Raw genomic sequence first — 22,623 nt, 5'->3', positions numbered from 1 at the left:
GTCCTCCCCACGCCCGTGGGGGTGAGCCGTACATCGAGTCCATCCGTATCGCGGCCGAGGGGTCCTCCCCACGCCCGTGGGGGTGAGCCGTCGGTGTCGGACAGGAGCAGGTAGCCGATGCAGTCCTCCCCACGCCCGTGGGGGTGAGCCGATGCGGATCAGGTGCGCGGTCACGTCCTGCTGGTCCTCCCCACGCCCGTGGGGGTGAGCCGGCGTCGGCCTCCTTGTCGAGCTGGAGACCCTTGTCCTCCCCACGCCCGTGGGGGTGAGCCGAGGATCTAGAAACGCAAGATCGCCCCGCTCTTGTCCTCCCCACGCCCGTGGGGGTGAGCCGCCCGGCACGGCGTCGCCGCTGTCGGAGCTGAAGTCCTCCCCACGCCCGTGGGGGTGAGCCGGCCGTGAAGGTGCTCGGCGGGTTCCTCGTCAGGTCCTCCCCACGCCCGTGGGGGTGAGCCGAACGAGACCTACAACGCCGCCGGAACCCGCTAGTCCTCCCCACGCCCGTGGGGGTGAGCCGTCCCCCGGCCGCGCGGCGACGAGCCGCCGCCCGTCCTCCCCACGCCCGTGGGGGTGAGCCGGCGCGCAAGCTCACCGGGGGTCTGACGTGGACGTCCTCCCCACGCCCGTGGGGGTGAGCCGACTCCCGCCCGGCCGCTGGAGGGAAGCAGCCGGTCCTCCCCACGCCCGTGGGGGTGAGCCGACGGTCAACGCCGGCGACACGTTCCAGATCGCGTCCTCCCCACGCCCGTGGGGGTGAGCCGGCCGGCGACGGCCGCACGGTGGAGGCCTACGCGTCCTCCCCACGCCCGTGGGGGTGAGCCGGTTCGTCACGGAGACAGTGGCCTCCCGGCCGTGTCCTCCCCACGCCCGTGGGGGTGAGCCGACAAGGAGTAGGCCGTGAAGCGTTTGACCGACGTCCTCCCCACGCCCGTGGGGGTGAGCCGCTCCCGCCCTTGGGGCGGTGGATCGCCCGCGAGTCCTCCCCACGCCCGTGGGGGTGAGCCGATCGAGTTCGGCAGCGTCATGGCCCGCGACCCGTCCTCCCCACGCCCGTGGGGGTGAGCCGGCGCTGCGTGCGTTGCGGGAGGCGGGGCTGATGTCCTCCCCACGCCCGTGGGGGTGAGCCGACGTACGCCCGCCGGACCGTACGGGGTGCGGGGTCCTCCCCACGCCCGTGGGGGTGAGCCGCCGCGGACCGGTGGAACGCGCGCTGGCCGGCCGTCCTCCCCACGCCCGTGGGGGTGAGCCGTCCTGCCTTGGCGACTTCCCGGAAGGAGACATGTCCTCCCCACGCCCGTGGGGGTGAGCCGTAGCCGAGCTCGTCGCGGTGCACGCGGGTGTCGTCCTCCCCACGCCCGTGGGGGTGAGCCGGGCGAGGACGCTCCGGTGAAGACCGCGGACCAGTCCTCCCCACGCCCGTGGGGGTGAGCCGCCGTTGACCAGCGGAAACAGGGGGTCAACCCCGTCCTCCCCACGCCCGTGAGGGTGAGCCGGCCCCCAGGCCGGGACAGCGGTACGTGCTGGCGTCCTCCCCACGCCCATGGGGTGTGAACGGACATGAGAAACTCCGGGTACACGGCCATGGACATCCTGTTCCGCGGACAGCACTTCTCCAGGTACACGGCCATGTACTTCCTGGTCCTGCGGACATCGGAGAGGCCATCCTTGAGGCAAGGCCTCGGAGCGGCCGGGGCCTCACGATCGCCTCGGAGTGGCCGGCGCAGGGCGATGGCTGGGGGCGATCGGCGCCGCAGGGCCTCCTTCGTCGGCCCCACGGCATCGGGGCACCCCTGCGGCGCACCGAGAGGTGAACGGCGGCGGCGAGCTCGACATCCAGGGGCACCATCAGCAGGACGCCGTTCAGCCCTTCGTTGAGCGGAATTGTGGTCCGCCCACCGGGATTTTTCATGGCCGCCTGCCTGGAGGCACGTGGCCATCTACCGGGAACACGGTGTCCGCCGACCAGGAGTTCCTCATGACCGCTTACATGGGGGTGAGCCGCGGAGTGGGGTGAGCGGGAGGTCGCGCTGCACGTCCTCCCCACGCCCGTGGGGGTGAGCCGATCACGCCGACGGGTGACCCGGGGCCGCCGCCGTCCTCCCCACGCCCGTGGGGGGGTGAGCCGGTGCCGGTGTACCGGTCGGGTGTCCCGCAGGGGTCCTTCCCACGCCCGTGGGGTGAACCGAAGAATTTCAAGGTGCCTGTCAACACCTCAGAGGGCGGTTCGCGAGTTGATGTCCCCTTCGCCACTGGAATTGGGCAAGGCGAGCTGGTCGGAGGCTCGTCGCCGGACTACGGGCGCGGCTGAACGAACAAGCCCGGCTCGGTCTCGATGAGGACGCCGCGGCCGACCAGGCGCTTGAGTTTGGAACGGATGTTCTCGGTGTGCTTGGCCACGATGGGCAGGTCCAGGGCCTGGCACAGGTCGCGGGCGCGCAGAGGCCGGTCGGCATCGGCGAAGACAGCCAGAATCTGCTGGTAGGCAGGATGGCTGGGCAGCGCAGGCGGTGGTGCGGCCGGTTCGGCGCCGTCGTCGGCGGCGAGCGCGAGGAGGGTCTTTCGGGTGATCCGAAGGTGCTCGATCGCCTCGCCGAGCTCGCCAAGGCGTGCGCTCAGGGTGTCGATCTCCACCTGGAGCTGCTCGATCTGGCACGTCAACGCCTGCTCGCGGGCGTCGATTCTGTCCAGGAGCCACGTGCCGGGGTCGGGCGGGGGCGCGGGCGTCTGGAGGCTGCTCACGTCGACCGCCACGACGGCGCGGGCGCACGAGTCAGACGACGGGCCATCACATCCGTCATCGCCCAGTACACCCGCGACTCGGACGTGGCCGGCCGGTGCTCGTAGTCGCGCACCAGGCGCCGGTGCAGCATCAAGGTGCCGTAGGTCTGCTCGACGATCCACCGTGTCGGCTGGGGGACGAATCCCGTGTCGGCCCGGTTGCGTTCGACGATCTCCACGTCGATCCCCAAGGCGGCGCCGTGGGCGACGACCGTGTTCTTGAAGCCCTGGTCGGCCAGGGCCTTGGTCACGGTGCCGCCGGTCTGTGCGGCGACGCGGTCCAGCAGCGCCGTTCCTGCGGTGTTGTCGTGCGCGGAAGCGGCCAGCACCACCGCCGCGATGACCAGTCCGAACGTGTCGGTGGCCAGGCCGCGTTTGCGTCCCGGGACCTTCTTGGCCGCGTCTTTTCCGGTCGTGGCGGCGGGGACGCCGGCCGCGGCGTGCACGCTCTGGGTGTCCAGCACGACCAGGCTCGGATCGGCCTTTCGCCCTTTGCTCTCCCGCAGATACCAGCGCAGCAGGTCGCAGATCACCTGGGCGGTGCCGTCGTCGCGCCACTTGGCGAAGTAGTAGTACGTCGCGCTCTTGGGCGGCAGGTCGTGCGGCAGGTACTCCCACTGGACGCCGGTCCGACCCTGATACAGGATCGCGTTGACGATCTCACGCATCGTGTAGGTGCCTTGGTGGCCGCTGACCGACGGGTGCGCGGCCTTCCACGCTGTGAGCACCGGTTCGATCAGCGCCCACTGCTCGTCGGAGAGGTCGCTGGGGTACGGCTTGCGCTCGCTCACCCGGTCATCCCAGCACATCCGGGCTCGCCAACCAGGGGTAACGCTAAATATCCGCCTAATCACACTGTGACATCGCGGGCATCAGCTTACGAACCGCCCTCTGAGTCACGGGTGCCCGCTTGATGGACATCAGCGCGTGGGCGGCGCGGCCGCGACCGGCCGAAGAGCCGCAGCGCGGCCGGCGACCGCCCGACGCGCGGCGGGCCGCGGAGCGGACCGCCCTTGAAGACGTAGAGAAAGTTCTCATCCGAAGTCTGCGACCCTTTGTCAGGTCTCGGGACCCCCGCGACAGACCGTGCTCAGGACCTGTGTGACACTCCGCCGAGTGCTGACGGAGTTGAGCGTGGTCGAGCAGCGGTACCAAGCCGTGCTGCAGGTGTCATCCGGAGCGAGCGTCACCGAGGTCGCCCGAAGGTTCGGAGTCTCCCGCCAGACGGTGCACCGCTGGCTGAACCGCTACCGCGCCCACGGCCTGGACGGGCTGGCCGACCGCTCCTCGCGCCCGCACACCTCCCCGGCCCGGACCCCGGCCGCGGTGGAGGCACTGATCTGCGAACTGCGGCGCACCCACCCCCGCTGGGGCGCCCGCCGACTGGTGTGGGAACTGACCCGCCGCACCTGCCCCGGCCCGGTGCCGTCGCGGGCCACGGTGCACCGGGTACTGATCCGCCACGGCCTGGTGCAGCCCGTCCCCCGGCGCCGCCGGCGCGAGGACTACATCCGCTGGCAGCGCTCAGAGCCGATGCAGCTGTGGCAGATGGACATCGTCGGCGGGATCCTGCTGGCCGACGGCACCGAATGCAAGATCGTCACCGGGGTGGACGACCACTCCCGCTACTGCGTGAGCGCCACCGTGGTGACCCGCCCCACCGGCCGGGCCGTGTGCCTGGCCCTGGCCGGCGCACTGGAGCGCCACGGCATCCCCGACGAGCTGCTGACCGACAACGGCAAGCAGTTCACCGCCCGCTTCGGCCGCGGCGGAGAGGTCTTGTTCGACCGGATCTGCCGCGAGAACGGCATCACCCACCGGCTGACCCGCCCGCACTCGCCCACCACCACCGGCAAGGTCGAGCGCTTCCACCAGAGTCTGCGACGCGAACTGCTGGACGAGCACGGCCCGTTCGACAGCATCGAGCACGCCCAGCAGGTCCTGGACGCCTTCGTCACCGACTACAACACCCACCGCCCCCACCAGGGGCTGGACATGGCCCGCCCCGCCGACCGGTTCCGGCCCCGCACCGATGAGTGGCTGCCACTGCGCCTGCCAGCGGACCTGCGCGCCACCGGAGCACTCGAACCGGAGGCAGAAGCGGAGCCGGAAACCCTCATTGAGCCGGTGGCGGTGGCATCGGCACCGGTGCCGGTCGTGGCAGCCGGGCCGGTGACGCCGGTGAACGGGACCGATCCGGTGGAGGTGGCGGTGGAGTTCACCCGGGTGGTGCCGGCCTCGGGCAACCTGACCGTCTGCGGGCAGCAGTTCTGGCTGGGCACCCACCGGGCCGGTCTGACGCTCACGCTGCGCGCCGATACCGGCACCGTCGAGCTGCTGGCCGCCGGAGTGAGGATCAAGAAGGTGCCGTCCCGGCTCACCGTCTCGCATCTGCGGCAGCTGATCGCCGAGGGCGGCACCCGCATCCCGCCCTTCCCCGCACCGGCCCGCCCCGGCGCCGACGGGGCGGTCGAGGTGGAGCGGACCGTCAACGCCTCCGGCGTGGTCCCCCTCGGCGGCCGGGCCTGCCCGGTCGGCTCGCCGTTCGCCGGACGCCGGCTGACCGTCCGCCTGGAGGGCGCCGTGCTGCACCTCAGCGACGGATCCACGCTGCTGCGCAGCCTGCCCAACCCGCTCACCGAAGCCGAGACGGCGCGCCTGCGCGATGCGCGCCCGGCCGGGCCCGCGCCCCGGCCGGCGGCCGAACCGGTGCGGGTGCAGCGGCGGGTCAGCAGCCGCGGCTGGATCGCCGTCGCCGGGCAGCGCATCGGCGTCGGTATCGGTCACGCCGGAGCGACCGTGACCGTCGAGGAGGCCGACGGGACCTTCCGCATCACCAGCGCCGGTCAGGTCCTTGCCGAGGTCGCCCGCACCACCATCAGGCCGATCGCCCGGTTCAAGGTCCGCAAGCTCCAGCGCTGACCGGAAGATCGCGCCGTCGGGTAGAACTGCGTGCATGGATCCGGTGAAGCTGCAGCAGGCCTTGGACGACGTCTTCGACCAGGCGCTGCTCCGCCACGGCTTCACCGAATACATGCGCGACTACCAACTCGTGATCCACGCGACCGCCGACCCGCGAAGCGGGATCGCGCCGGCGACGCTGCGCTACTTGTTCCGCTACTGCGTGCAGGCCGCCTGCACCACGACCGTGCCGGCCGGTATCTGGCGCGAGTCCCTCGATGAGCGGCTGATCACCTACGAGACCGGTGTGGACCTCGACGGATACGTCTGGGGCGTCAACTGGCAGATGCTCTATCCCGGGGCCACGCTCGTGACCGACTCACCGACCGCCCGCAACTGGGCCGCGGCCGTCGGCATCGACTTCCACGAGGTCCGGATCCAGACCAACGCCCACGACCTGACCCTGGTCTTCTCCGATCTGCAGATCGAAGAACTTCCGTCTGAATGGACGGGACCGGACTGGAAGTTTCCGATTCAATAGGGGTCGGAGAGCAACAGATCATCTAGCCGGAGTGTCACCCGCCTCCTGCGCCGGATCTGTCACACGGGTCCTGAGCCCTGACATCTTGGTCAGGGTGTTGTCCTACTTCGCCTGATGCTTGACACTGCGGCTTCGGCTGATGCTTTACACCCCTTCGGCTGACCTGTCTTCCTGTGATCAGTGACGATCACGCGAGGAGGCCGGGTTGGCGCTGGTGGAGTTGAGCGTCATGGAGCAGCGGTATCGCGCTGTGCTGGAAGTAGAGGCAGGTTGCCCGGTGACGGAGGTCGCCCAGCGGTATGGGGTCTCGCGGCAGTCGGTGCACGGCTGGGTGCGCCGGTATCGGGACGGAGGCCTGGCGGCGCTGGCCGATCGCTCGCATCGACCGGATCGCTGCCCGCATCGGACCGCGGCGCAGATCGAGGCGCTGGTGTGCGAGCTGCGCCGTCTGCATCCGCGGTGGGGGCCGGCCCGGCTGGCCTATGAGCTGCGGCAGCGGCAGGTGGAGCCGGTGCCGTCGCCGGCCACGCTGTATCGGATCCTGGTGCGCAATGCGTTGATCACGCCGGGGCAGCGGCGGCGTGCTCGTTCGTCGTATGTGCGCTGGGAGCGCGAGGCGCCGATGCAGTTGTGGCAGCTGGACGTGATGGGCGGGGTGATGCTGGCCGACGGGCGCGAGTGCAAGCTGATCTCCGGCATCGACGACCATTCCCGGTTCATCGTGATCGCGCACCTGGTGGTGCGGGCCTCGGGGCGGGCGGTGTGCGCGGCGTTCGCCGGCGCGTTGCAGGTCTTCGGGGTGCCCGAGGAGGTGCTGACCGACAACGGCAAGCAGTTCACCGGCCGGTTCACCCGGCCGCGCGCCACCGAGGTGCTGTTCGAGCGGATCTGCCGGGACAACGGCATCACCGCGCGCACCACCCGGCCGCGCTCGCCGACGACCACGGGCAAGGTCGAGCGCTGGCACAAGACGGTGCGGGAGGAGTTCTTGGCCGCGCAGGCGCCGTTTGCCAGCGTGCAGGCCGCGCAGGAGGCGCTGGATGCGTGGGTGGCCGATTACAACACCGTGCGGCCGCACCAGGCGCTGGAGATGGCCACCCCGGCCAGCCGGTTCGCCCGCCGCGACAGTGCGGCCGCAGGTGAGCCGCTGGAGGCGCTGCGGCTGCGGCTGCCCGCCGATCTGGCCGCGCTGCCGGCGGCCGGCTCCCCCGCCGCTGCCGCCGGGGTGGTCGGCGCATCGGGTCCGGCGGTGATCGCCGCCGGGGCGGCGCCGGTGGCGGTGGAGTTCGAACGGACTGTGCCGGCCAGCGGGAACCTGACCGCGGGCAAGCGGCAGATCTGGCTGGGCCGTTCGCTGGCCGGGCGGCAGGTGACGGTCTGGGTCAGCGCCACCACCTTGCACGTCTTCTCCGAAGGGCGGTTGATCAAGACTCATGCGGTGACGCTCACGGACGCGGATCTGGTCCGGTTGGTCGGGCTCGGGGCTCGGCCCGGTCGGCCGTCGCCGGCCACCGCGCTGCCGGCGGGGCCGCTGGCGGCGGATGCGGTGGTGGAGATCGATCGGATGGTCACCAACGCCGGGTGCGTGGGGGTGGCGGGCCGGTTGGTCAGTGTCGGTGCTCCGCTGGCCGGCAGGCGGGTGACCTTGCGCATCGATGCCCGAGTGATGCAGGTGATCTCCGAGGGGGTGGTGGTGCGCGCGCTGGCCAGTCCGCTCACGCCGTCGCAGCGGGGCCGTCTGCAGGGTGCCCGGCTGGCCGGTCGTGCTCCGGTGTCCTCGGCTGCGGCGGTGCGGGTGGAGCGGGTGGTCTCCTCCAACGGTGGTGTCAAGGTCGCCGGGTGCCGGTTGCAGGTCGGTCAGGTGCATCGCGGCAAGGTCGTCACCGTGGTCCTTGAGGAGACCCGGTTTCGGGTGCTGTTCGAAGGTGAGGAGTTGTCGGTTCATCCCCGAACCGTGATCAAGGAGGTGAAGCGGCTGCGGGCGAGCGGCCATATCGACTACGGATTCTAGGTCGGGTGGAAAGCATCACCCGAGGCTGATCCGTCAACCATCAGCTGAAGATTTACAAGCGTGGGCCTTAATGATCTTGACCGGATAGGACTGTTCCTGCTGGCTCCGGTTCACCAGGCACTGGAGACGTCTGTGGATAGGGGTTCGGGGACGACTCCGCACAGGTAGGTGGACTCCTCCAGCAGCTGTGGCGTCAACGTGATTCCGGTGAGGCGCTCGGCGAGGAGGAACATCGGCCCTTCGTAGGGGTAGGCGTGCGGATAGTCGGAGTTGATCCGGTTCATGGTCTCCGTGAGCTCGTCCGGCACCTCCGGCGTGTAGCCCTCCTGGGTGATGTAGTAGAACCGGAGCTTGCCGTCTTCGAACCAGTAGAAGTCGTCGAGGCGTTCGATGTCGAGAAGGTAGTGGGTGACGAGACGGGTGCCCGCCGACAGCGGCATGATGATCTTCTCGGTTATGGGAAGGCCCCAGGACTCGACGATGAGCGTCCAGTCGTTGATGGCCGTGAGGCCGAGGAACGCGCCAGGTTCGCGGGAGCCGTAACGGGAGTAGGCGGCATCGCCCAGTTCGTCGAACGTCATGGGCGTGAACTCCTCCGGCCGGCCACCCAACCGGATCATCACTTGCTCGGGCGTCAGGCCGCGGACATAGGTGAAGTAGGAGCCGTCCGCTGCTTCGGCGAGCCAGGCATAGTCGTCGGGGGAAGCGATCATGCCGTCATACTCGCAGTGCCGACCGACATGGCGGGGCCCGTCGGTTCATCAATGAGGCCGTGCGCTGACTGCCTCTCGCCCGGCCTATCCCTTGGCGCTGGTCTCGATGATGGTCCGGTCTGCGGGAAGCAGGCGGGTCTCTCCGTCCGGCTCGGTGACGACCAGGATGGGGACGCCTTCGGCCACACCGAGCTGCTTGCGTTCGGGCTCGGTCGGCATGCGGGCGGTGACCTGCGCGCCAGGGGCCACCTGGATGGTGACGGCCTCGCCGGCGTCGCGGACGCGTGAGCCGCGTAGCTCGGTCACGATCAGTCCCTCTCCCCTGAGTACGGCCATGGCCCTGCGGACGGAGTCGCGGGAGATGCCGAACTCGGCCACGTAGTCGCTCTCCGCGGGGAGTCGCTGTCCGGGGCGGAGTTCTCCCTGTTCGATGCGTGCCCGGATCAGGTCGGCGAGCTGCTTGTAGACCGGGCGGTCAGCGCTGGGATCGATGGCCATGGCACCGAAGCTATGTAGCACTGTACGTGCCTCCTATTGCACGTACATTCGTATGTAGCTACATTCGTTCAGACGTGACCCTCCATTGATCGGCAGGACCAATGACGCTTCAGGAGTTGGCCGCTCAGTACCCGGACTGGGTGATCTGGCGCGGTGCCACCGAGACCGGTCCCGGAAGCTGGTACGCCACCCGGCGCGGGACGTCCCTCACCAACGCCCAGTTCGATGCGGGCATGGCGCAGACGGTCAGCGGTGACGATGCCGCCGCGCTCGTCGGTGAGCTTCAGCGGCAGCAGGAGATCGCCGCAGGGCTGGCCGCGGCGGGAACCCCTGGGTGACCTCGTGGCCGCGCCGAGTCCGCTGATCGGTGAGTGCTACGGCGGTCTCCACCCGGCCACGCCCCAAGCCGGGTACGAACGCATCGCCTGGCACGAGTGCGTTCCCCGCGCCGAACGTGTCCGGGTGCGCAGCCACACCTGCAACTGCCGGCCGATCGTCTACGAGCTGTGCCACGCGGGCGGCCTGCTGTTCGTCCGGCGCATCTACCGTTCAGACGCCGTGATCGAGCATCAGAGCACGTGGCTGCGCACCTCGGAAGGAGAAGAGCTGTGGTCCCGGATCCTGCTCGGCCACGCCCGCTGAGCGGGCAGACCGTCCCGGCCGAGTGCGGACACCAGGACGTCAGGTGGACCTATCAGCGGCCCCTGCCGGACGGGGCGCGCTGCCGGACCTGCGGGACCTGGTGGCGGCTGGACCTGGTCCCGCAGGACGTGGCGGCCCGGCTCAACGGGGGCATTCCTCCGCGTGAGGACGCCCGGCCGCGCGCAGCCGACCGTAGGCTTCCATGATCTGCCGGGCGGCGGCGTCCGGGCTCAGGCGGTCGGTGTGGATGCGCAGATGAAAGAACCCGGCGTCCGCGTGGGCCTCCAGGTCGGCAAGGGTCTCGTCCCAGGCGGCAAGGCGCTGGTCGGTGTCGGCGTCGCCGCGGGCCTTCGAGCGCTGGGCGGTGACCTCGCGCGGCACCCACAGCAGCACCCGGAGCCAGGAGTCCGGCGTGCGGTCCATGAGCGTGCGCAGGTCGGGGATGTTGCCCATGTGCACGACGGAGACGTAGCCGGCGGCCTGGCGGTCGGCCACGGTCCGCCGGTCGACGGCGTAGACGTTGCCGTAGCGGCGGGTCTCGACCAACAGCCGCCCCTCGGCGCGGAGCCGGTCGAGGTGCTCGGCGGTGACGAACTCATAGCCGTCCGGGCGGCCGGTGCCGACCTTGAGCTTCGGCAGCAACACCACCTGCGGGTCGAGTCGGTTCAGGGCGGCGGTGATGGTGTCCTTGCCGCTGGCCGGCGGGCCGTACAGGACGATGCCGTACGGGCTCACGTCAGGATCCGCTTGAGCGCTTCGCGGGTCTGGTCGGCAAGGCTGATCGCCGCGCCGAGCCGGTTGTCCACGGTGACGTGCGCGGTGGGCGGGCTGACCTCGACGGCGAGAGACTCGACGTACTGGTCCCAGTTGGCCAGCTTCCAGGCGTCACGGGGCGCTCCACGGAACTCGATGTACTCACGCATGGACTCGGCGTCGCACTGGACCCAGATGGCGGCCACGTCGATCCCCTTGGCGGCGCACCGGTTCTCCAGGCGGGCGAACCATGCCTCATCCTTCAACTCGGCGATGAACGGCGCCGACAGGATGGTGGAGGTGCCGACGTTGAGGTTGTCCCAGGCGGCTTCCATCAGGCACCGGTACTCCAGCGGCCGGACCTCCTTCAGGTACAGGTCGCTGTGGCGGTCGTTGGGGTCGCCGCCTAGGGAGACGAGCAGCCGCTCCACGATGCACCGGGTCAGGGAGTCCTTGTCCAGGAACGCCCAGCCGGTGATGTCGGACAGGAAGCGGGAGAACTCGGTCTTGCCCGATCCTGCGTACCCGCCGACCAGGACGAGGATGGGCTTGGGGCTGCCGCCGCCGTGGCGTCGCCTCCAGGCGTCGACCACCCGGTTGCGCAACAGCGCCTGCGGGGAGCCGTTGGAGGTGATGCCGCCGATGGAGACCTTGGTGAACGCCTCTTCGATGACTTGGGCGGCGGCGTTGTCGGCTGCGGGATCGCTGGGCGCAGGCAATTCGGAAATCACAATTTCCGCCTTATGGGTTTCACCGGGCAAAGGGGGACGGAAGCCTAATTCGGGCTCGGTGGCCTGGTAAAGCAGACAGTAAGCGCGCCGGTAATGCGGGCCGGGATAGACGGTTCCCTGCTCGTGCGCCCAGAGGGTTTGGAAGTTGGCCGCGGGGACGCTCAGCCCGTGGCGGTGGGCGGCCTGGCGGAGCCGTTCGCCTGCGCCTTCCAGCGTCAGGCCGTGGGCTTCACGGTGTTCCCGCAGGCGGGAGGGGGTCCAGCCGGGCCGCTGGGTCGTCTTCATTGCATACCTTCGCCTTCACGCGTCGATGGGTGGTGCGCGGTGTGCGGTCGTGCATGTGAAAACGCTTGTGTAAACGGTCGTTGAGACGGACTGAAGAAGCTTAGCTAGATCGGCGTGATACCGGAACTTGCCTGCTCACGGTGAACTTGAGCCATTCCGAAAGGCGGAATGCACCGCAGAGCAAGGGAGGGCGTGATGAGACCGGATCCACAGCGGATCGCATGGGAGCTGGACGCGATCCGGACGGAGCTGGAGGAGTTGGCGTGCCGGATCGGTGAGATCAGCGCCGCCCTTGGAACACCGCCGACTCCAGAGCGGCGAGCCGATCCCCGAGATCCTTGAGGCTCTCGCGCATGGCGGCGAGCTGGGTGAGGATCTCTCCGGTCTCGCCGGCGGGCTGCGGCTCGGCGGACGCGGGGGCCTGGTTGACGAACACGCCCTTGCCCTGCTGGCCGATCACCAGCCCTTGAGTGCGCAGGACGCTGATGGCGGCCTTGACGACGCTGGCGGAGACGTCGAAGCGCTCGCACAGGCGGGCGATCGAGGGCAGGGCGGTACCCGGCGGCAGTGATCCGGTCCGGATCTCTTCGCTCAGCTCGTCGACGATCTGCAAGTAGGCCGGTCGGCCGGTCTTCTCCACCATCGGCGTTCGTCTCGTCTCGTCGGGCGCGTGCGTCTCGTCTCCAGTTCAGCACAGCCCCGCGAAGAAACCAACCAAGAGGTCGAAGCACTCATTGACAACATGGAATTCTATGTGTTCCATGTCTCCTAAGAATCCCATCAACCGAAGGAACCGATCATGCGCACCATCCCCATCCCCGTCGACGTCACCAAGCTGCACATCGTCTGCGTCAAGCCGCCCATGCCGCGCCTGGTCAACAAGGACACGGGCGAGGTCAAGCGCGACCGCGACGGCAACGTCATGTACGAACTCACCCTCCTCATCGAGGACGGGTTCAACCGCATGGAGCTGGTCAAAGTCACCACCTCGCCCGAGCCGCCCGTGACGGTCGGAGAGGTGATCGTCCCGGTCGGCCTGGTCGGCTACGTCTGGGAGCAGAACGGCCGGTGGGGCATCTCCTACCGGGCTCAGTCCTTCCTGCCCGCCGGCACTCCCCGGGCGGAGGCCGGCCGATGAACGAGATCCCCCGCCCCGTGCTCCTGGTCCTGGCCGCCCTGCTGGTACTCATCGCCTGGCGGCGCTGGGCGCCGGTCTCCTACTGGTACCTGCTGGTCTTCCCACGCAAGGCGGTGTGGCTGCGCTGGACCTGGCGGCACGTCGCCTCCGGGTGCGGGCTGACCAAGAAGCGCCACCGCTGGTGGTTCACCACCGTCCCCGGCCTGATCGCCTCGACCGGCGTCGTCCGGGTCAAGCGGCGCTTCCAGCGGGTGGAGGTCGACACCAAGCCGTGGATGGGCCTGCCCCGGCCCACCCGCAACGGCTTCCGCATCACCTTCCACCTGCTGGACGGCCAGATCCCCGACGACTACGCCAAGGTCTGCGAACGGCTCGCGCACGCCTGGCGGATCGAGGCGGTCCGCGTCGTGGGCTCCCGGCCCGGCCGCGTCACCCTCCAGGGCATCACCGCCGACCCACTGGCGCACGTCGCGCCCGCCATGCCTCCGGCTGAGCCGTCCGGCGGCTGGCGGGCCGAGGATCTGCTGAGGCCGGTCGTCGGGGTGCTGGAGACCGGCGCGGCCTGGCGGATGGACTTCCGGCTCATCCCGCACTGGATGAACGCGGGCGCCACCCAGTCCGGCAAGTCGAACCTGATCAGCGCGCTCGTCGTCGGCCTGGCCCCGCAGCCGGTCGCCCTGGTCGGCTTCGACCTCAAGGGCGGGGTGGAGCTGGCCGCCTACGCCGACCGGCTCACCGCCCTGGCCACCACCCGCGCCGAGTGCCTCGACCTGCTCAGTGACCTGATCGCCGTGATGGGCGCGCGCATGCTGGCCTGCCGCCGGTACGGCGTGCGCGACATCTGGCAACTGCCGGACGCCTCCCGGCCCATCCCGGTCGTGGTCCTCATCGACGAGATCGCCGAGCTGTTCCTGACCGCCGACAAGGCCGAAAAAGACCAGGTCACCCGGACGGCTACCGCGCTGCTGCGGATCGCCCAGCTCGGACGGGCCTTCGGCATCCACCTGGTCCTGTCCGGTCAGCGGATCGGCTCCGACCTCGGCCCCGGCGTGACCGCGCTGCGCGCCCAGATCGGCGGGCGGGTCTGCCACCGGGTCAACGACCCGGAGACCGCGGTGATGACCCTCGGGGACCTCGACCCTGACGCGCTGGTGGCCGCCCGCTCGATCCCGCCGGAGCTGCCCGGCGTGGCGGTGGTCACCGGCTCCGATGGCCGCTGGTACCGGGCGCGCTCCGGCTACGTCTCCACCGCTTCGGCCGAGCAGGCGGCCCGGACCTTCGCCGGCCTCACCCCGTCGTGGGCTCAGGTCGCCGCCTCCGGCCTCGGCCACGAGCTGCCGTGCGAGTCCAGCCCCGAACTCGTCGCCTGACCCCCGCAACGACCCACGGAAGGGAGGAACCCAGATGACCGCGAACAGGCCCCGCCTGGCCGTACGGCTGGCCGACACCGCGCCCGTGCTGATCCTGGCGCTGATCGCCGGGGCGGGAAGCTTCACCCACATCCGCGACACTGCCGCCGAGCACGGCCAGACCGGGCCGATGGCGTGGGCCGTGGCCGTCTGCGTCGACCTGACCTGTGTCATGGCCGCCCGCGAGCGCCAGCGCGACCGCAAGACCGGACGGCAGCGCAACGGCCCGGTCTCCTGGCCGACCCTCGTCCTCGTCGGCGGGATCACCCTGTCTCTGGCGGCGAACCTCGCCCAGGCCGAACCGTCCCCCTGGGGGTGGATCTGCGCCGCGACCCCGGCCGGGGCGTTCCTCATCGCGGTCTCCATGCTGGAGCGCCGCGCCTCCGGCCCCCGACCCGAACCCTCCCCGGCTCCCGTCCCTGTGGCCGGCGCCGTACCTCAGCACGCTTCCGAACCCGCTGCCCTCGCCGCCTCATCCGCTGCGACCGTACCGGCGCAGGGCGACACCGAGAGCGGCCCGGCTGCGGCTCTCGTCGACTACGCCCGCCGCATCGCCGCCGAGCACCACGCCCGGCACGGCCACCCCATCACCCGAGACGCGCTGCGCGCCCGGCTCGGGGTGTCCAGTCAGCTCGCCTCCGACCTGCTGCGCGCCCTGCGCGAGCAGCCCGAACCCGCCTGATCACCCGAGGAGGACCCCATGCGTATCCGCATCGACGGCACCTATGCCGAACTCGCCTACACGATCAACAAGATCCGCACGATCCTGCCGGTCGGCTCGATCTCGCCGATCCGCTCCCGGCCCAGACGCCCCTACACCTGGCGCGTGTTCATCGACACCGCCCCCAAGCGCAGCGGAGGGAGGTGGATCACATGACCAAAGACCCCAGCGAGCGCATCCCGTTCGCCGACATCGCTCCCAAGCGCTGGGTCTGCTGCCAGTGCGGCGGGACCGGCGTCGACTCCTACGGCCAGACCTGCGACCTGTGCGAGGGCCTCGGCTTCTGCTGAGCCTTCAGCGCCCCCGGCGTGACCACACATCCGCCAAGACGTCCGTCACGTCGGGGGCCATCCCGAACTGAACCTCTCGATCCAGAAGGGACGGAACCCATCATGCCAAGCCCACACGCCGTGGCCGGGATGGTCTCCCGGCTCAACGATCCCCACTACGCCCGCTGGGCCTCCCAGGTCCGCGCCACGGGTGGCTGCCGACAGCCGATCCACCTGCGCGGCAAGGTCCAACACATCGACCGCGCGACCGGCGAACTCCTCCACTCCTACAGCACCCGTACCGAGCCGGACGGCGTCCTTCGCGTGCCGTGCAAGACCCGGCGGGCCTCGCGTTGCCCGGCCTGCGCGGAGGTCTACCGGGCCGACACCTACCAGTTGATCCGGGCGGGCCTGGCCGGCGGTAAGGGCGTCCCGGAGACCGTGACCGCTCACCCGTGCCTGTTCGTCACCCTGACCGCCCCGTCCTTCGGCGTCGTCCACACTCGGCGGGAGAAGAACGGCAAGGTCCTGCCCTGCCACGCCCGCCGCGACGCGGCCACCTGCCCGCACGGGCGGGTCATGTCCTGCACCGCCCGCCACGGCGCGGAAGAAACCTGCCTCGGTGAACCGCTGTGCCCGGACTGCTACGACTACGCGGGCAGCGTGCTGTTCAATGCCCTGTCGCCGGAGCTGTGGCGGCGCTTCACCCTGGCCCTGCACCGGCGGCTGGCCAAGGCCGCGGGTCTCACTCAGCGGGAGCTGCGCGAGCAGGTGACGGTGTCCTTCGCCAAGGTCGCCGAGTACCAGCGGCGCGGCGTCGTGCACTTCCATGCCGTCATCCGCCTCGACGGCCCCGACGGACCCGCTTCCCCGCCCCCGGCCTGGGCGATGGCCGACGCCCTGGCGGACGCCGTACGGCACGCCGCCTCGGCCGTCTCCGTGCCCGTCCCGGCCGCCGAGAGTGAACCGGCGCGGGTGCTGCGCTGGGGCGCTCAGCTCGACATCCGGCCCATCACGATGGGTGGAGAGCTGACCGATCAGGCGGTGGCCGGCTACATCGCCAAGTACGCCACCAAGGCCGCCGAGTGCGTCGGCACCCTCGACCGGCGCGTGAGCCCGCTCGACGACCTGGACGCGCTGCCGCTGCGGGCGCACGCCCGGCGGCTCATCGCCGAGTGCTTCCGCCTGGGCGCCCTCGACGAACTGGCCGACCTGCGGCTGACCCAGTGGGCGCACATGCTGGGCTTCCGCGGCCACTTCTCCACCAAGTCCCGCCGCTACTCCACCACCTTCGGGCAGATCCGCGAGGAACGCGCCGAGCACATGCGCGCCGAAGCCGTCAGCACCGGACGGCTTCCGCTCTTCGACGAGGACACCGTCCTCGTGATCACCGAATGGGAGTACGCCGGACAGGGCTACTCCCTCGGTGACGCCCTCCTCGCCGCCGCACTCACCGGAGCCCGTTTCTCCGACTCGGGGGGCCTCCGTGAGTAACCCGAAGCTGCTCACCGTCCCGCAGGCCATGGCCGTTCTCCAGGTCAGCCGGTGGACGATCTACCAGCTCATCCGCTCCGGCGAACTCGCCTCCGTCCTCATCCGCGAGCGATGCCGCCGCATCCCCGAATCCGCGCTCAACGACTACGTGACCCGGCTCTATGAGGAGGCATCCTGATGGGCAAGCGAGCGAACGGAGAGGGCTCCGTCTTCCCCTACAAGGACGGCTGGGCGGGCTACGTCTGGGTCACCACGCCGGAGGGCAAGAAGACCCGCAAGTGGGCCTACGGCAAGACCCGCGAGGAGACCCACGAGAAGTGGCTCAAGCTCCACGAGCTGGCGAACAAGGGACCGGTGCCGACCAGGCACCCCACGGTCGCCGCGTACCTGACGCGCTGGCTCGCCGAGGTGGTCGAGCCCAACCTGGAACCGACGACCTACGTCGCTTATGAGCCGCTCGTCCGGCTCTACATCATCCCCGGCCTGGGCAAGAAGCGGCTCGACAAGCTCACGGTTCGCGACGTTCAGACCTGGCTCAACACGCTGCCGACGCTCTGCACCTGCTGCGACCAGAAGAAGGACCACAAGCGGCCGGAAGACAAGCGCATGTGCTGCGCCCTCGGGAAGTGCTGCAAGAGCTACCCGTCCCGGAGCACCATCGCGGCCATCCGCCGGACTCTTCGCGCGGCGCTCAACCAGGCGATCAGAGAGGAGATGATCTCAAAGAACGTAGCGGCGTTGACGACCCTGCCGAGTGCGAGCAAGACGAAGAAGAAGCGCCAGTATCCGGTCTGGAGCGTCGACGAGGCACGGCGGTTCCTCGAACACCTGCGAGCGGCCGATGATCCGCTGTATGCGGCCTACGTGCTGATCCTCGTCCTGGGCCTGCGCCGTGGCGAGGTGCTCGGCCTGGTCTGGGACTGTGTCGACCTGGACGGCGAGGAACTGCGCATCGCACACCAGCTCACGCGGGTGAGCGGCAGGCTTCTCCACCGCGACCGGACCAAGACGGACGACTCGACGGCGTCCCTGCCGCTGCTCGGGCTCTGCGTCACCGCGCTCCGGCACCGCCAAGAGGTCCAGCGGGAAGCCCGTGAGACCGCCGGTGAGAAGTGGCAGGACTCCGACCTCGTGTTCACCACGCGGAACGGGACCCCGATCGAACCGCGCAACCTCAACCGCGCCTTCGATGCTCACTGCCGGAAGGCCGGCGTCCCCCGCATCCGCGTCCACGACACCCGGCACACCTGCGCCTCGCTCCTGGCCGCCCTCGACGTCCACCCCCGCGTCGCGATGCGCATCCTGCGGCACTCCCAGATCTCGATGACGATGAACGTCTACACGCAGATCCCCTCACCGGAAACCCGGAAGGCGCTTGAGCGGCTCAATGAGAGTTTGGACGGCGGCGACTGACGACGTTGCTGTATTTCGCTGCTGTACGAGATCGAAAAAGGCCCTCCGGGATCATCCTGGAGGGCCTTTCCGTTACAGAGCCGACGAGGGGAATCGAACCCCTGACCTTCTGTTTACAAGACAGATGCTCTGCCGATTGAGCTACGTCGGCACGGTCGCGTGAAAAGTGTAGTCGGACAGCGCCCTTGACGTCACTGTGTCAGCCACGCGAACTCCGCCCGCAGGTCAGCGCTTGCGGTGGCGGGCCACCTCGTACAAGGCGATGCCCGCGGCGACGCCCGCGTTCAGGGACTCCGCCGCGGCGTTCATCGGGATGCGCACGACCAGGTCGCAGGCCTCCTTGACCAGGCGGGACAGGCCCTTGCCCTCCGAGCCGACGACCACGACCAGCGGGCTGTCGAGCAGGTTGGCGTCACCGATGTCGATGGTGCCCTCGCCGTCCAGGCCGATCACGAACAGCCCGGCTTCGCGGTACTCCCGCAGGGTCGAGGTGAGGTTGGCCGCGCGGGCGACGGTCATGGTGGCCAGCGTGCCGGCCGAGGTCTTCCACGCCCCGGCGGTCACCCCGGCCGAGCGGCGGGAGGGGACGACCAGGCCGTGGGCGCCGAAGGCGGTGGCGGAGCGGGCGACGGCGCCGAGGTTGCGCGGGTCGGTGACCCCGTCGAGGGCCACGATCAGCGGCACCTCGGCCGCGTCCTGCGCCTGCCGGACCAGGTCCTCGGGGTGGGCGTACTCGTAGGCGGGGATCTGCAGGGCCACGCCCTGGTGCACGCCGCCCTCGGTCAGCCGGTCCAGCTTCTCCCTGGTGACCTCCAGCATCGCGATGCCCCGGTCGGCGGCGATGCGCACCGACTCCTTGACCCGGTCGTCGTTGTCGATGCGCTGCGCGACGTAGAGGGCGTTCGCGGGCACGCCCGCGCGGAGCGCCTCCAGGACCGGGTTGCGGCCGCCGATGTACTCGGGCGCGTCCTCGCCGCGCCGGGCACGGGCCGGGGTGCGCTGCGCGGAGGACCTGCCGGTCTTCTCCTCGCGCTCGACCCGCTCGGCGCGGGCCTTGTCCTTGTACCAGTGCCGCATGTGCGCCGGCGGGGTCGCGCCCCTGCCCTCCAGGCCACGGCGGACGTGGCCGCCCGTGCCCTTGGTCGGACTCTTCTTCTTCGCGGGCCGCCCGGACCCTCTACCCCCACCAGCCATGGTCCCTAGGGTACGGCCTGCTCCGCGGAGCCCGCGCCGCCGAGGCCGCGCGGGCGCTCCCACCGGTCCCGGTCGGAGCACCCGCGCGGGCTCCTAGCGGGCCAGTTCCCAGCGGGGTCCCTGCGGGGTGTCCTCCACGACGACGCCCGCCTGGGCGAGGCCGTCGCGGATGGCGTCGGCGGCGGCGAAGTCCTTGCGGGCCCGCGCGGCCTGCCGCTGCTCCAGCGCGACGGCGACCAGGGCGTCCACGGTCGCGCGCAGGCCGGAGTCGCCACCGGAGGAGCGCCACTGCTCCGAGCGGGGGTCGAGGCCGAGCACGTCGAGCATGTTCTGCGTCTCGGCCAGCAGCCGTGCCACCTGCTCCTTGTTGCCGTGGGCGAGCGCGACGTTGCCCTCGCGGACCACCTCGTGCACCACGGCGAGCGCCTGCGGCGTGCCGAGGTCGTCGTTCATGGCGTCGACGAACGCCTGCGGGAGCGGGGCGTCGGCGTCCACGTCGTGGATCACCTCGGCGGCCCGGGTGACGAAGCCCTCGATGCGCTGGTAGGCCGCGGCGGCCTCGAACAGCGCCTCCTCGGAGTACTCGATCGAGGAGCGGTAGTGCGGGGCCGCCAGGTAGTAGCGGAGCTCGACCGGGCGGACCTTCTTGGTGACCTCGGGGATCAGCAGGGAGTTCCCGAGCGACTTGCTCATCTTCTCCGCACCGATCTTGAGCATGCCGTTGTGCAGCCAGTAGCGGGCGAAGCCGTCTCCGGCCGCCTGCGACTGGGTCAGCTCGTTCTCGTGGTGCGGGAAGATCAGGTCGACGCCGCCGCCGTGGATGTCGAAGGTCGGCCCGAGGTACTTGGTGGCCATGGCGGAGCACTCCAGGTGCCAGCCGGGACGGCCTCGGCCCCAGGGCGTCGGCCAGCTCGGCTCACCGGGCTTCTCGCCCTTCCAGAGCGCGAAGTCGCGCGGGTCGCGCTTGGCGCTGTCGGTGTCGGTGTCGCCGGCCGCCCGCATGTTCTCCAGCCTCTGGTTGGAGAGCGAGCCGTACCGGTCGGCGTAGGAGACCACGTCGAAGTAGACGTCCCCGCCGGAATCGTAGGCGTGGCCCGCCGCGATCAGCCGCTCCATCAGCTCGATCATCTCGGGGACGTGGCCGGTGGCGCGCGGCTCGACGGTGGGCGGCAGGCAGCCGAGCACCTGGTAGGCCCAGGTGAAGGCGCGCTGGTTCCGCTCGGCGACCACGAACCAGGGCACGCCCTCGGCGGCCGCGACCCGAATGATCTTGTCGTCGATGTCGGTGACGTTCCGGCAGAAGGTGACGTCGTAGCCGGAGCGCGTCATCCACCGGCGGAGCACGTCGAAGTTGACGCCGGAGCGGATGTGCCCGATGTGCGGTGGAGCCTGCACGGTGGCGCCGCACAGGTAGATCGACGCCCGACCTGGCTCCACCGGAACGAACTCGCGGACCGTACGCGTGCTGGTGTCGTAAAGGCGCAGACTCACGAGTGAAAGGCTAACGCCTCCTTCCGCCTAACAGACCGCGTTGCGGCACGTTGCGACAGGGAGCATTTCTGCGGGAACGACAACGAACAGGACACCCGCCCTGGACAGACTGGGACGAACACGATTCAGTCAGGTGTGAAGATCGGAGCGGGGCCGGATGCTCGGGGTAGGCTCGGGTCGTCATGGACGAGAACCCCCCTGTGGCGGCGGGTCCGACCCCCCGCCCGTCCGCTCTCCCGCCCTCCCCGGCCGCGCCGGGCCGGGTCGTCACCGCCCTGCGCCACCTCGGCCTCGCGCTCGCCGGACTCGGCCTCGCCGCCCTCACCGGCGCGGCGTGCGCGCTCTCCTTCGAGACCCTGCGCGCCCTGGCTCTCACCGGCGGGGCCCGCGCCGACCTCGCCTACCTCTACCCCGCGGGGTTCGACGCGCTGCTCGTCATCACGCTGATCAGCGTGCTGCTGCTGCGCGGCGCGCGCTGGCCGGTCCGGCTGCAGGCCGGGGCCGTCCTCGTCCTGCTCCTGCTGGCGGTGGCCACCGCCGAGGTGGCGAGGGCCGCCCAGACCACGCCGGACGTACGGCAGGCGGCCATCGCGGTCGCCGTCGCACCCTGGGTGATGCTGACCGCGGCCCTGTGGCTCTGGCTCCTGCTGACCAGGCACGCCCACGTACGGCGTGCCGCCCTGGACGCGCGGTACGCCGAGCCCGACGGGAGGCAGCACGACATCGTGCCGTTCCCCGAAGGCCGATCCGAGCCGCCGGCCGCGGAGAGCGCGGAGCCCCACCCCGGCCCGGCCCGTCCCGCCCCGGTCGAGGCCGCCCTCGACCCGCGGGCCGCCCCGCCGCTGGAGGCCGTCCCCGCCGAGGCCGCCTCCGCCGACCTCTCCACGGAGCCCGTGGTGGGTCCCACTCCCGCCCCGGAGACGCCCTCGGTGGACGAGATGCCCGCGCCCCCCGCCGCGGACGGGGAGCACGTGGACGGGCCCCAGGGGAGCGGAGAGGCGGGGAAGGACTCGGCCCGCACCCCGGTGCCGATCACCGCGCAGGCCGTGCCCGCGGCGCCGTCCGCGCAGGCCGTCCCGGAGCCCTCGGCCGAGCCCTCAGCGGTCGTCCTGGAGCCCCCGGCCGGGCCCGCGACCGCTCCGGAACCCGCCGCGCCCGCGCTCCCTGACGCGCCCGCGCAGGACAGGCCAACGGACCAGCAGGTGCAGGGCAGGCCGGTGCGCTGGGGTGATCTGACCCGGCCCTATCCGGGGGACCAGCTCGTCCATCCGCCACGCCGGGCCTCGCGGGAGCCGCTCGGCCGTGACGGGCGCGACGAGGCGGACACCCAGCCGATGTCCGCGCCCGGGGCCCGTGCCACCGAGCGCGCACACGCTCCCGGCGCCGGGTCCGACCCCGCGTCCCCTCCGGACGCCGGCCTCGGCCCCGATCCCGACCCCGATCCCGCGCACGGATCCGAGGCCGCCGATCCCCGGGAGACGGACGCCGCGGCACCGCCCTCGGGCCGTATGCGCAGTACGCCCCTCCCTCCGGAGGGATGAGCGCCCTTCCCTGAGGGTCACGGGGTCCGCCGGAGGAAGAGCCGGGGAAGACCGGGGGAAGAGCCGGACAGGCAAACGACCGGATCGGGTGTCCGCGAGC

General features: G+C 70.7%; 23 protein-coding genes, 1 tRNA gene and 1 CRISPR repeat array. Of the genes, 14 read left to right on the top strand and 10 right to left on the bottom strand.

Annotation, left to right across the window (positions count from 1 at the left end):
• A CRISPR array of direct repeats spans nucleotides 1-1,493; the repeat unit is 29 nt; unit sequence GTCCTCCCCACGCCCGTGGGGGTGAGCCG.
• Between the two features lie 799 nt (nucleotides 1,494-2,292).
• Both ACFOWE_RS25440 and ACFOWE_RS25435 read right to left on the bottom strand, forming a co-directional pair.
• Nucleotides 2,293-2,739 (bottom strand): hypothetical protein, encoded by a 447-nt coding sequence (locus ACFOWE_RS25440; protein ID WP_377292037.1) that lies wholly within the window; start codon nucleotides 2,737-2,739, stop codon nucleotides 2,293-2,295.
• Entirely contained in the window at nucleotides 2,736-3,569 is an 834-nt protein-coding gene (locus ACFOWE_RS25435; protein ID WP_377292035.1) for an IS5 family transposase, read from the bottom strand. The genes ACFOWE_RS25440 and ACFOWE_RS25435 overlap by 4 nt, the downstream gene beginning before the upstream one ends.
• Nucleotides 3,570-3,906: 337 nt before the next feature.
• On the opposite strand from ACFOWE_RS25435, the gene ACFOWE_RS25430 reads away from it, so the two are divergent.
• The 3 genes from ACFOWE_RS25430 (at nucleotide 3,907) to ACFOWE_RS25420 (ending at nucleotide 8,231) form a co-directional block, all read left to right on the top strand.
• Nucleotides 3,907-5,700: an IS481 family transposase gene (locus ACFOWE_RS25430; RefSeq protein ID WP_377292047.1), complete on the top strand. Its 1,794-nt coding sequence runs from the start codon at nucleotides 3,907-3,909 to the stop codon at nucleotides 5,698-5,700.
• Nucleotides 5,701-5,734: 34 nt separating this feature from the next.
• Entirely contained in the window at nucleotides 5,735-6,220 is a 486-nt protein-coding gene (locus ACFOWE_RS25425; protein ID WP_377292033.1) for a YxiG-like protein, read from the top strand.
• A 220-nt stretch (nucleotides 6,221-6,440) separates the two neighbouring features.
• A complete protein-coding gene (locus ACFOWE_RS25420) occupies nucleotides 6,441-8,231 on the top strand; it encodes an IS481 family transposase (RefSeq protein WP_377292045.1) in 1,791 nt (596 codons plus the stop codon).
• A gap of 110 nt (nucleotides 8,232-8,341) precedes the next feature.
• On the opposite strand, the gene ACFOWE_RS25415 is transcribed toward ACFOWE_RS25420, so the two are convergent.
• Together ACFOWE_RS25415 and ACFOWE_RS25410 are read right to left on the bottom strand one after the other, a co-directional pair.
• Nucleotides 8,342-8,944, bottom strand: a complete 603-nt coding sequence (locus ACFOWE_RS25415) for a DUF6461 domain-containing protein (protein ID WP_377292031.1) — start codon at nucleotides 8,942-8,944, stop codon at nucleotides 8,342-8,344.
• 84 nt (nucleotides 8,945-9,028) lie between these two features.
• Nucleotides 9,029-9,442, bottom strand: a complete 414-nt coding sequence (locus tag ACFOWE_RS25410; RefSeq protein ID WP_377292029.1) for a GntR family transcriptional regulator — start codon at nucleotides 9,440-9,442, stop codon at nucleotides 9,029-9,031.
• A 116-nt stretch (nucleotides 9,443-9,558) separates the two neighbouring features.
• On the opposite strand from ACFOWE_RS25410, the gene ACFOWE_RS25405 reads away from it, so the two are divergent.
• Together ACFOWE_RS25405 and ACFOWE_RS25400 are read left to right on the top strand one after the other, a co-directional pair.
• Nucleotides 9,559-9,780, top strand: a complete 222-nt coding sequence (locus ACFOWE_RS25405) for a hypothetical protein (protein WP_377292027.1) — start codon at nucleotides 9,559-9,561, stop codon at nucleotides 9,778-9,780.
• Nucleotides 9,781-9,784: 4 nt separating this feature from the next.
• A complete protein-coding gene (locus tag ACFOWE_RS25400) occupies nucleotides 9,785-10,084 on the top strand; it encodes a hypothetical protein (protein WP_377292025.1) in 300 nt (99 codons plus the stop codon).
• Between the two features lie 141 nt (nucleotides 10,085-10,225).
• Here ACFOWE_RS25400 and ACFOWE_RS25395 read toward each other — a convergent pair whose 3' ends face one another.
• The 3 genes from ACFOWE_RS25395 to ACFOWE_RS25385 form a co-directional block, all read right to left on the bottom strand.
• Nucleotides 10,226-10,819, bottom strand: coding sequence for a guanylate kinase (locus tag ACFOWE_RS25395; protein WP_377292023.1), 594 nt, complete (start codon nucleotides 10,817-10,819; stop codon nucleotides 10,226-10,228).
• On the bottom strand, nucleotides 10,816-11,556 hold the full coding sequence (locus tag ACFOWE_RS25390; RefSeq protein WP_377292022.1) for an AAA family ATPase: 741 nt from the start codon (nucleotides 11,554-11,556) through the stop codon (nucleotides 10,816-10,818). The genes ACFOWE_RS25395 and ACFOWE_RS25390 overlap by 4 nt, the downstream gene beginning before the upstream one ends.
• Before the next feature lie 577 nt (nucleotides 11,557-12,133).
• On the bottom strand, nucleotides 12,134-12,496 hold the full coding sequence (locus ACFOWE_RS25385) for a winged helix-turn-helix domain-containing protein (protein WP_377292020.1): 363 nt from the start codon (nucleotides 12,494-12,496) through the stop codon (nucleotides 12,134-12,136).
• Nucleotides 12,497-12,652: 156 nt separating this feature from the next.
• On the opposite strand from ACFOWE_RS25385, the gene ACFOWE_RS25380 reads away from it, so the two are divergent.
• The 8 genes from ACFOWE_RS25380 to ACFOWE_RS25345 all read left to right on the top strand — a co-directional run bounded on the left by ACFOWE_RS25380 (nucleotide 12,653) and on the right by ACFOWE_RS25345 (nucleotide 18,297).
• Nucleotides 12,653-12,991 carry an SCO3933 family regulatory protein gene (locus tag ACFOWE_RS25380; RefSeq protein WP_377292018.1) on the top strand — a complete coding sequence of 113 codons (339 nt, stop codon included), beginning with the start codon at nucleotides 12,653-12,655 and terminating at the stop codon, nucleotides 12,989-12,991.
• Entirely contained in the window at nucleotides 12,988-14,361 is a 1,374-nt protein-coding gene (locus ACFOWE_RS25375; protein ID WP_377292016.1) for an FtsK/SpoIIIE domain-containing protein, read from the top strand. The genes ACFOWE_RS25380 and ACFOWE_RS25375 overlap by 4 nt, the downstream gene beginning before the upstream one ends.
• Before the next feature lie 34 nt (nucleotides 14,362-14,395).
• Entirely contained in the window at nucleotides 14,396-15,082 is a 687-nt protein-coding gene (locus ACFOWE_RS25370; RefSeq protein WP_377292014.1) for a DUF2637 domain-containing protein, read from the top strand.
• 18 nt (nucleotides 15,083-15,100) lie between these two features.
• Entirely contained in the window at nucleotides 15,101-15,277 is a 177-nt protein-coding gene (locus ACFOWE_RS25365; protein WP_377292012.1) for a hypothetical protein, read from the top strand.
• A complete protein-coding gene (locus tag ACFOWE_RS25360) occupies nucleotides 15,274-15,411 on the top strand; it encodes a hypothetical protein (protein ID WP_377292010.1) in 138 nt (45 codons plus the stop codon). The genes ACFOWE_RS25365 and ACFOWE_RS25360 overlap by 4 nt, the downstream gene beginning before the upstream one ends.
• A 102-nt stretch (nucleotides 15,412-15,513) precedes the next feature.
• The gene (locus tag ACFOWE_RS25355) at nucleotides 15,514-16,884 is read left to right on the top strand and encodes a replication initiator (protein WP_377292008.1); all 1,371 of its coding nucleotides are present in this window, start codon (nucleotides 15,514-15,516) and stop codon (nucleotides 16,882-16,884) included.
• A complete protein-coding gene (locus tag ACFOWE_RS25350; RefSeq protein WP_377292006.1) occupies nucleotides 16,877-17,062 on the top strand; it encodes a helix-turn-helix domain-containing protein in 186 nt (61 codons plus the stop codon). The genes ACFOWE_RS25355 and ACFOWE_RS25350 overlap by 8 nt, the downstream gene beginning before the upstream one ends.
• Nucleotides 17,062-18,297 carry a site-specific integrase gene (locus ACFOWE_RS25345; protein ID WP_377292004.1) on the top strand — a complete coding sequence of 412 codons (1,236 nt, stop codon included), beginning with the start codon at nucleotides 17,062-17,064 and terminating at the stop codon, nucleotides 18,295-18,297. The genes ACFOWE_RS25350 and ACFOWE_RS25345 overlap by 1 nt, the downstream gene beginning before the upstream one ends.
• A gap of 78 nt (nucleotides 18,298-18,375) precedes the next feature.
• Here ACFOWE_RS25345 and ACFOWE_RS25340 read toward each other — a convergent pair.
• From ACFOWE_RS25340 to cysS, 3 genes are all read right to left on the bottom strand, one after another.
• Nucleotides 18,376-18,448 (bottom strand) — tRNA-Thr (locus ACFOWE_RS25340).
• Between the two features lie 74 nt (nucleotides 18,449-18,522).
• Complete coding sequence (gene rlmB, locus ACFOWE_RS25335) at nucleotides 18,523-19,491, bottom strand: 23S rRNA (guanosine(2251)-2'-O)-methyltransferase RlmB (RefSeq protein ID WP_377292002.1); 969 nt, start codon at nucleotides 19,489-19,491, stop codon at nucleotides 18,523-18,525.
• 93 nt (nucleotides 19,492-19,584) lie between these two features.
• Nucleotides 19,585-20,982 carry a cysteine--tRNA ligase gene (gene cysS, locus ACFOWE_RS25330; RefSeq protein ID WP_377292000.1) on the bottom strand — a complete coding sequence of 466 codons (1,398 nt, stop codon included), beginning with the start codon at nucleotides 20,980-20,982 and terminating at the stop codon, nucleotides 19,585-19,587.
• 182 nt (nucleotides 20,983-21,164) lie between these two features.
• On the opposite strand from cysS, the gene ACFOWE_RS25325 reads away from it, so the two are divergent.
• Complete coding sequence (locus ACFOWE_RS25325) at nucleotides 21,165-22,523, top strand: DUF2637 domain-containing protein (RefSeq protein ID WP_377291998.1); 1,359 nt, start codon at nucleotides 21,165-21,167, stop codon at nucleotides 22,521-22,523.
• Nucleotides 22,524-22,623: the final 100 nt, after the last annotated feature.

Source organism: Planomonospora corallina (assembly GCF_042650625.1).
In the GTDB taxonomy this organism is placed as follows: Bacteria; Actinomycetota; Actinomycetes; order Streptosporangiales; family Streptosporangiaceae; genus Planomonospora_B; species Planomonospora_B corallina.
The sequence above is the reverse complement of the archived record's forward strand: the minus strand, read 5'-3'. Positions and strand labels throughout refer to the sequence as shown.

What these genes read in the sequence shown, in the direction of transcription:
- ACFOWE_RS25425 (WP_377292033.1), top strand. Translation starts at nt 5,735, where the DNA reads ATGGATCCGGTGAAGCTGCAGCAGGCCTTGGACGACGTCTTCGACCAG.
- ACFOWE_RS25415 (WP_377292031.1), bottom strand. Translation starts at nt 8,944, where the DNA reads ATGATCGCTTCCCCCGACGACTATGCCTGGCTCGCCGAAGCAGCGGAC.
- ACFOWE_RS25410 (WP_377292029.1), bottom strand. Translation starts at nt 9,442, where the DNA reads ATGGCCATCGATCCCAGCGCTGACCGCCCGGTCTACAAGCAGCTCGCC.
- ACFOWE_RS25385 (WP_377292020.1), bottom strand. Translation starts at nt 12,496, where the DNA reads ATGGTGGAGAAGACCGGCCGACCGGCCTACTTGCAGATCGTCGACGAG.
- ACFOWE_RS25380 (WP_377292018.1), top strand. Translation starts at nt 12,653, where the DNA reads ATGCGCACCATCCCCATCCCCGTCGACGTCACCAAGCTGCACATCGTC.
- ACFOWE_RS25375 (WP_377292016.1), top strand. Translation starts at nt 12,988, where the DNA reads ATGAACGAGATCCCCCGCCCCGTGCTCCTGGTCCTGGCCGCCCTGCTG.
- ACFOWE_RS25370 (WP_377292014.1), top strand. Translation starts at nt 14,396, where the DNA reads ATGACCGCGAACAGGCCCCGCCTGGCCGTACGGCTGGCCGACACCGCG.
- ACFOWE_RS25365 (WP_377292012.1), top strand. Translation starts at nt 15,101, where the DNA reads ATGCGTATCCGCATCGACGGCACCTATGCCGAACTCGCCTACACGATC.
- ACFOWE_RS25360 (WP_377292010.1), top strand. Translation starts at nt 15,274, where the DNA reads ATGACCAAAGACCCCAGCGAGCGCATCCCGTTCGCCGACATCGCTCCC.
- ACFOWE_RS25355 (WP_377292008.1), top strand. Translation starts at nt 15,514, where the DNA reads ATGCCAAGCCCACACGCCGTGGCCGGGATGGTCTCCCGGCTCAACGAT.
- ACFOWE_RS25345 (WP_377292004.1), top strand. Translation starts at nt 17,062, where the DNA reads ATGGGCAAGCGAGCGAACGGAGAGGGCTCCGTCTTCCCCTACAAGGAC.
- rlmB (WP_377292002.1), bottom strand. Translation starts at nt 19,491, where the DNA reads ATGGCTGGTGGGGGTAGAGGGTCCGGGCGGCCCGCGAAGAAGAAGAGT.
- ACFOWE_RS25325 (WP_377291998.1), top strand. Translation starts at nt 21,165, where the DNA reads ATGGACGAGAACCCCCCTGTGGCGGCGGGTCCGACCCCCCGCCCGTCC.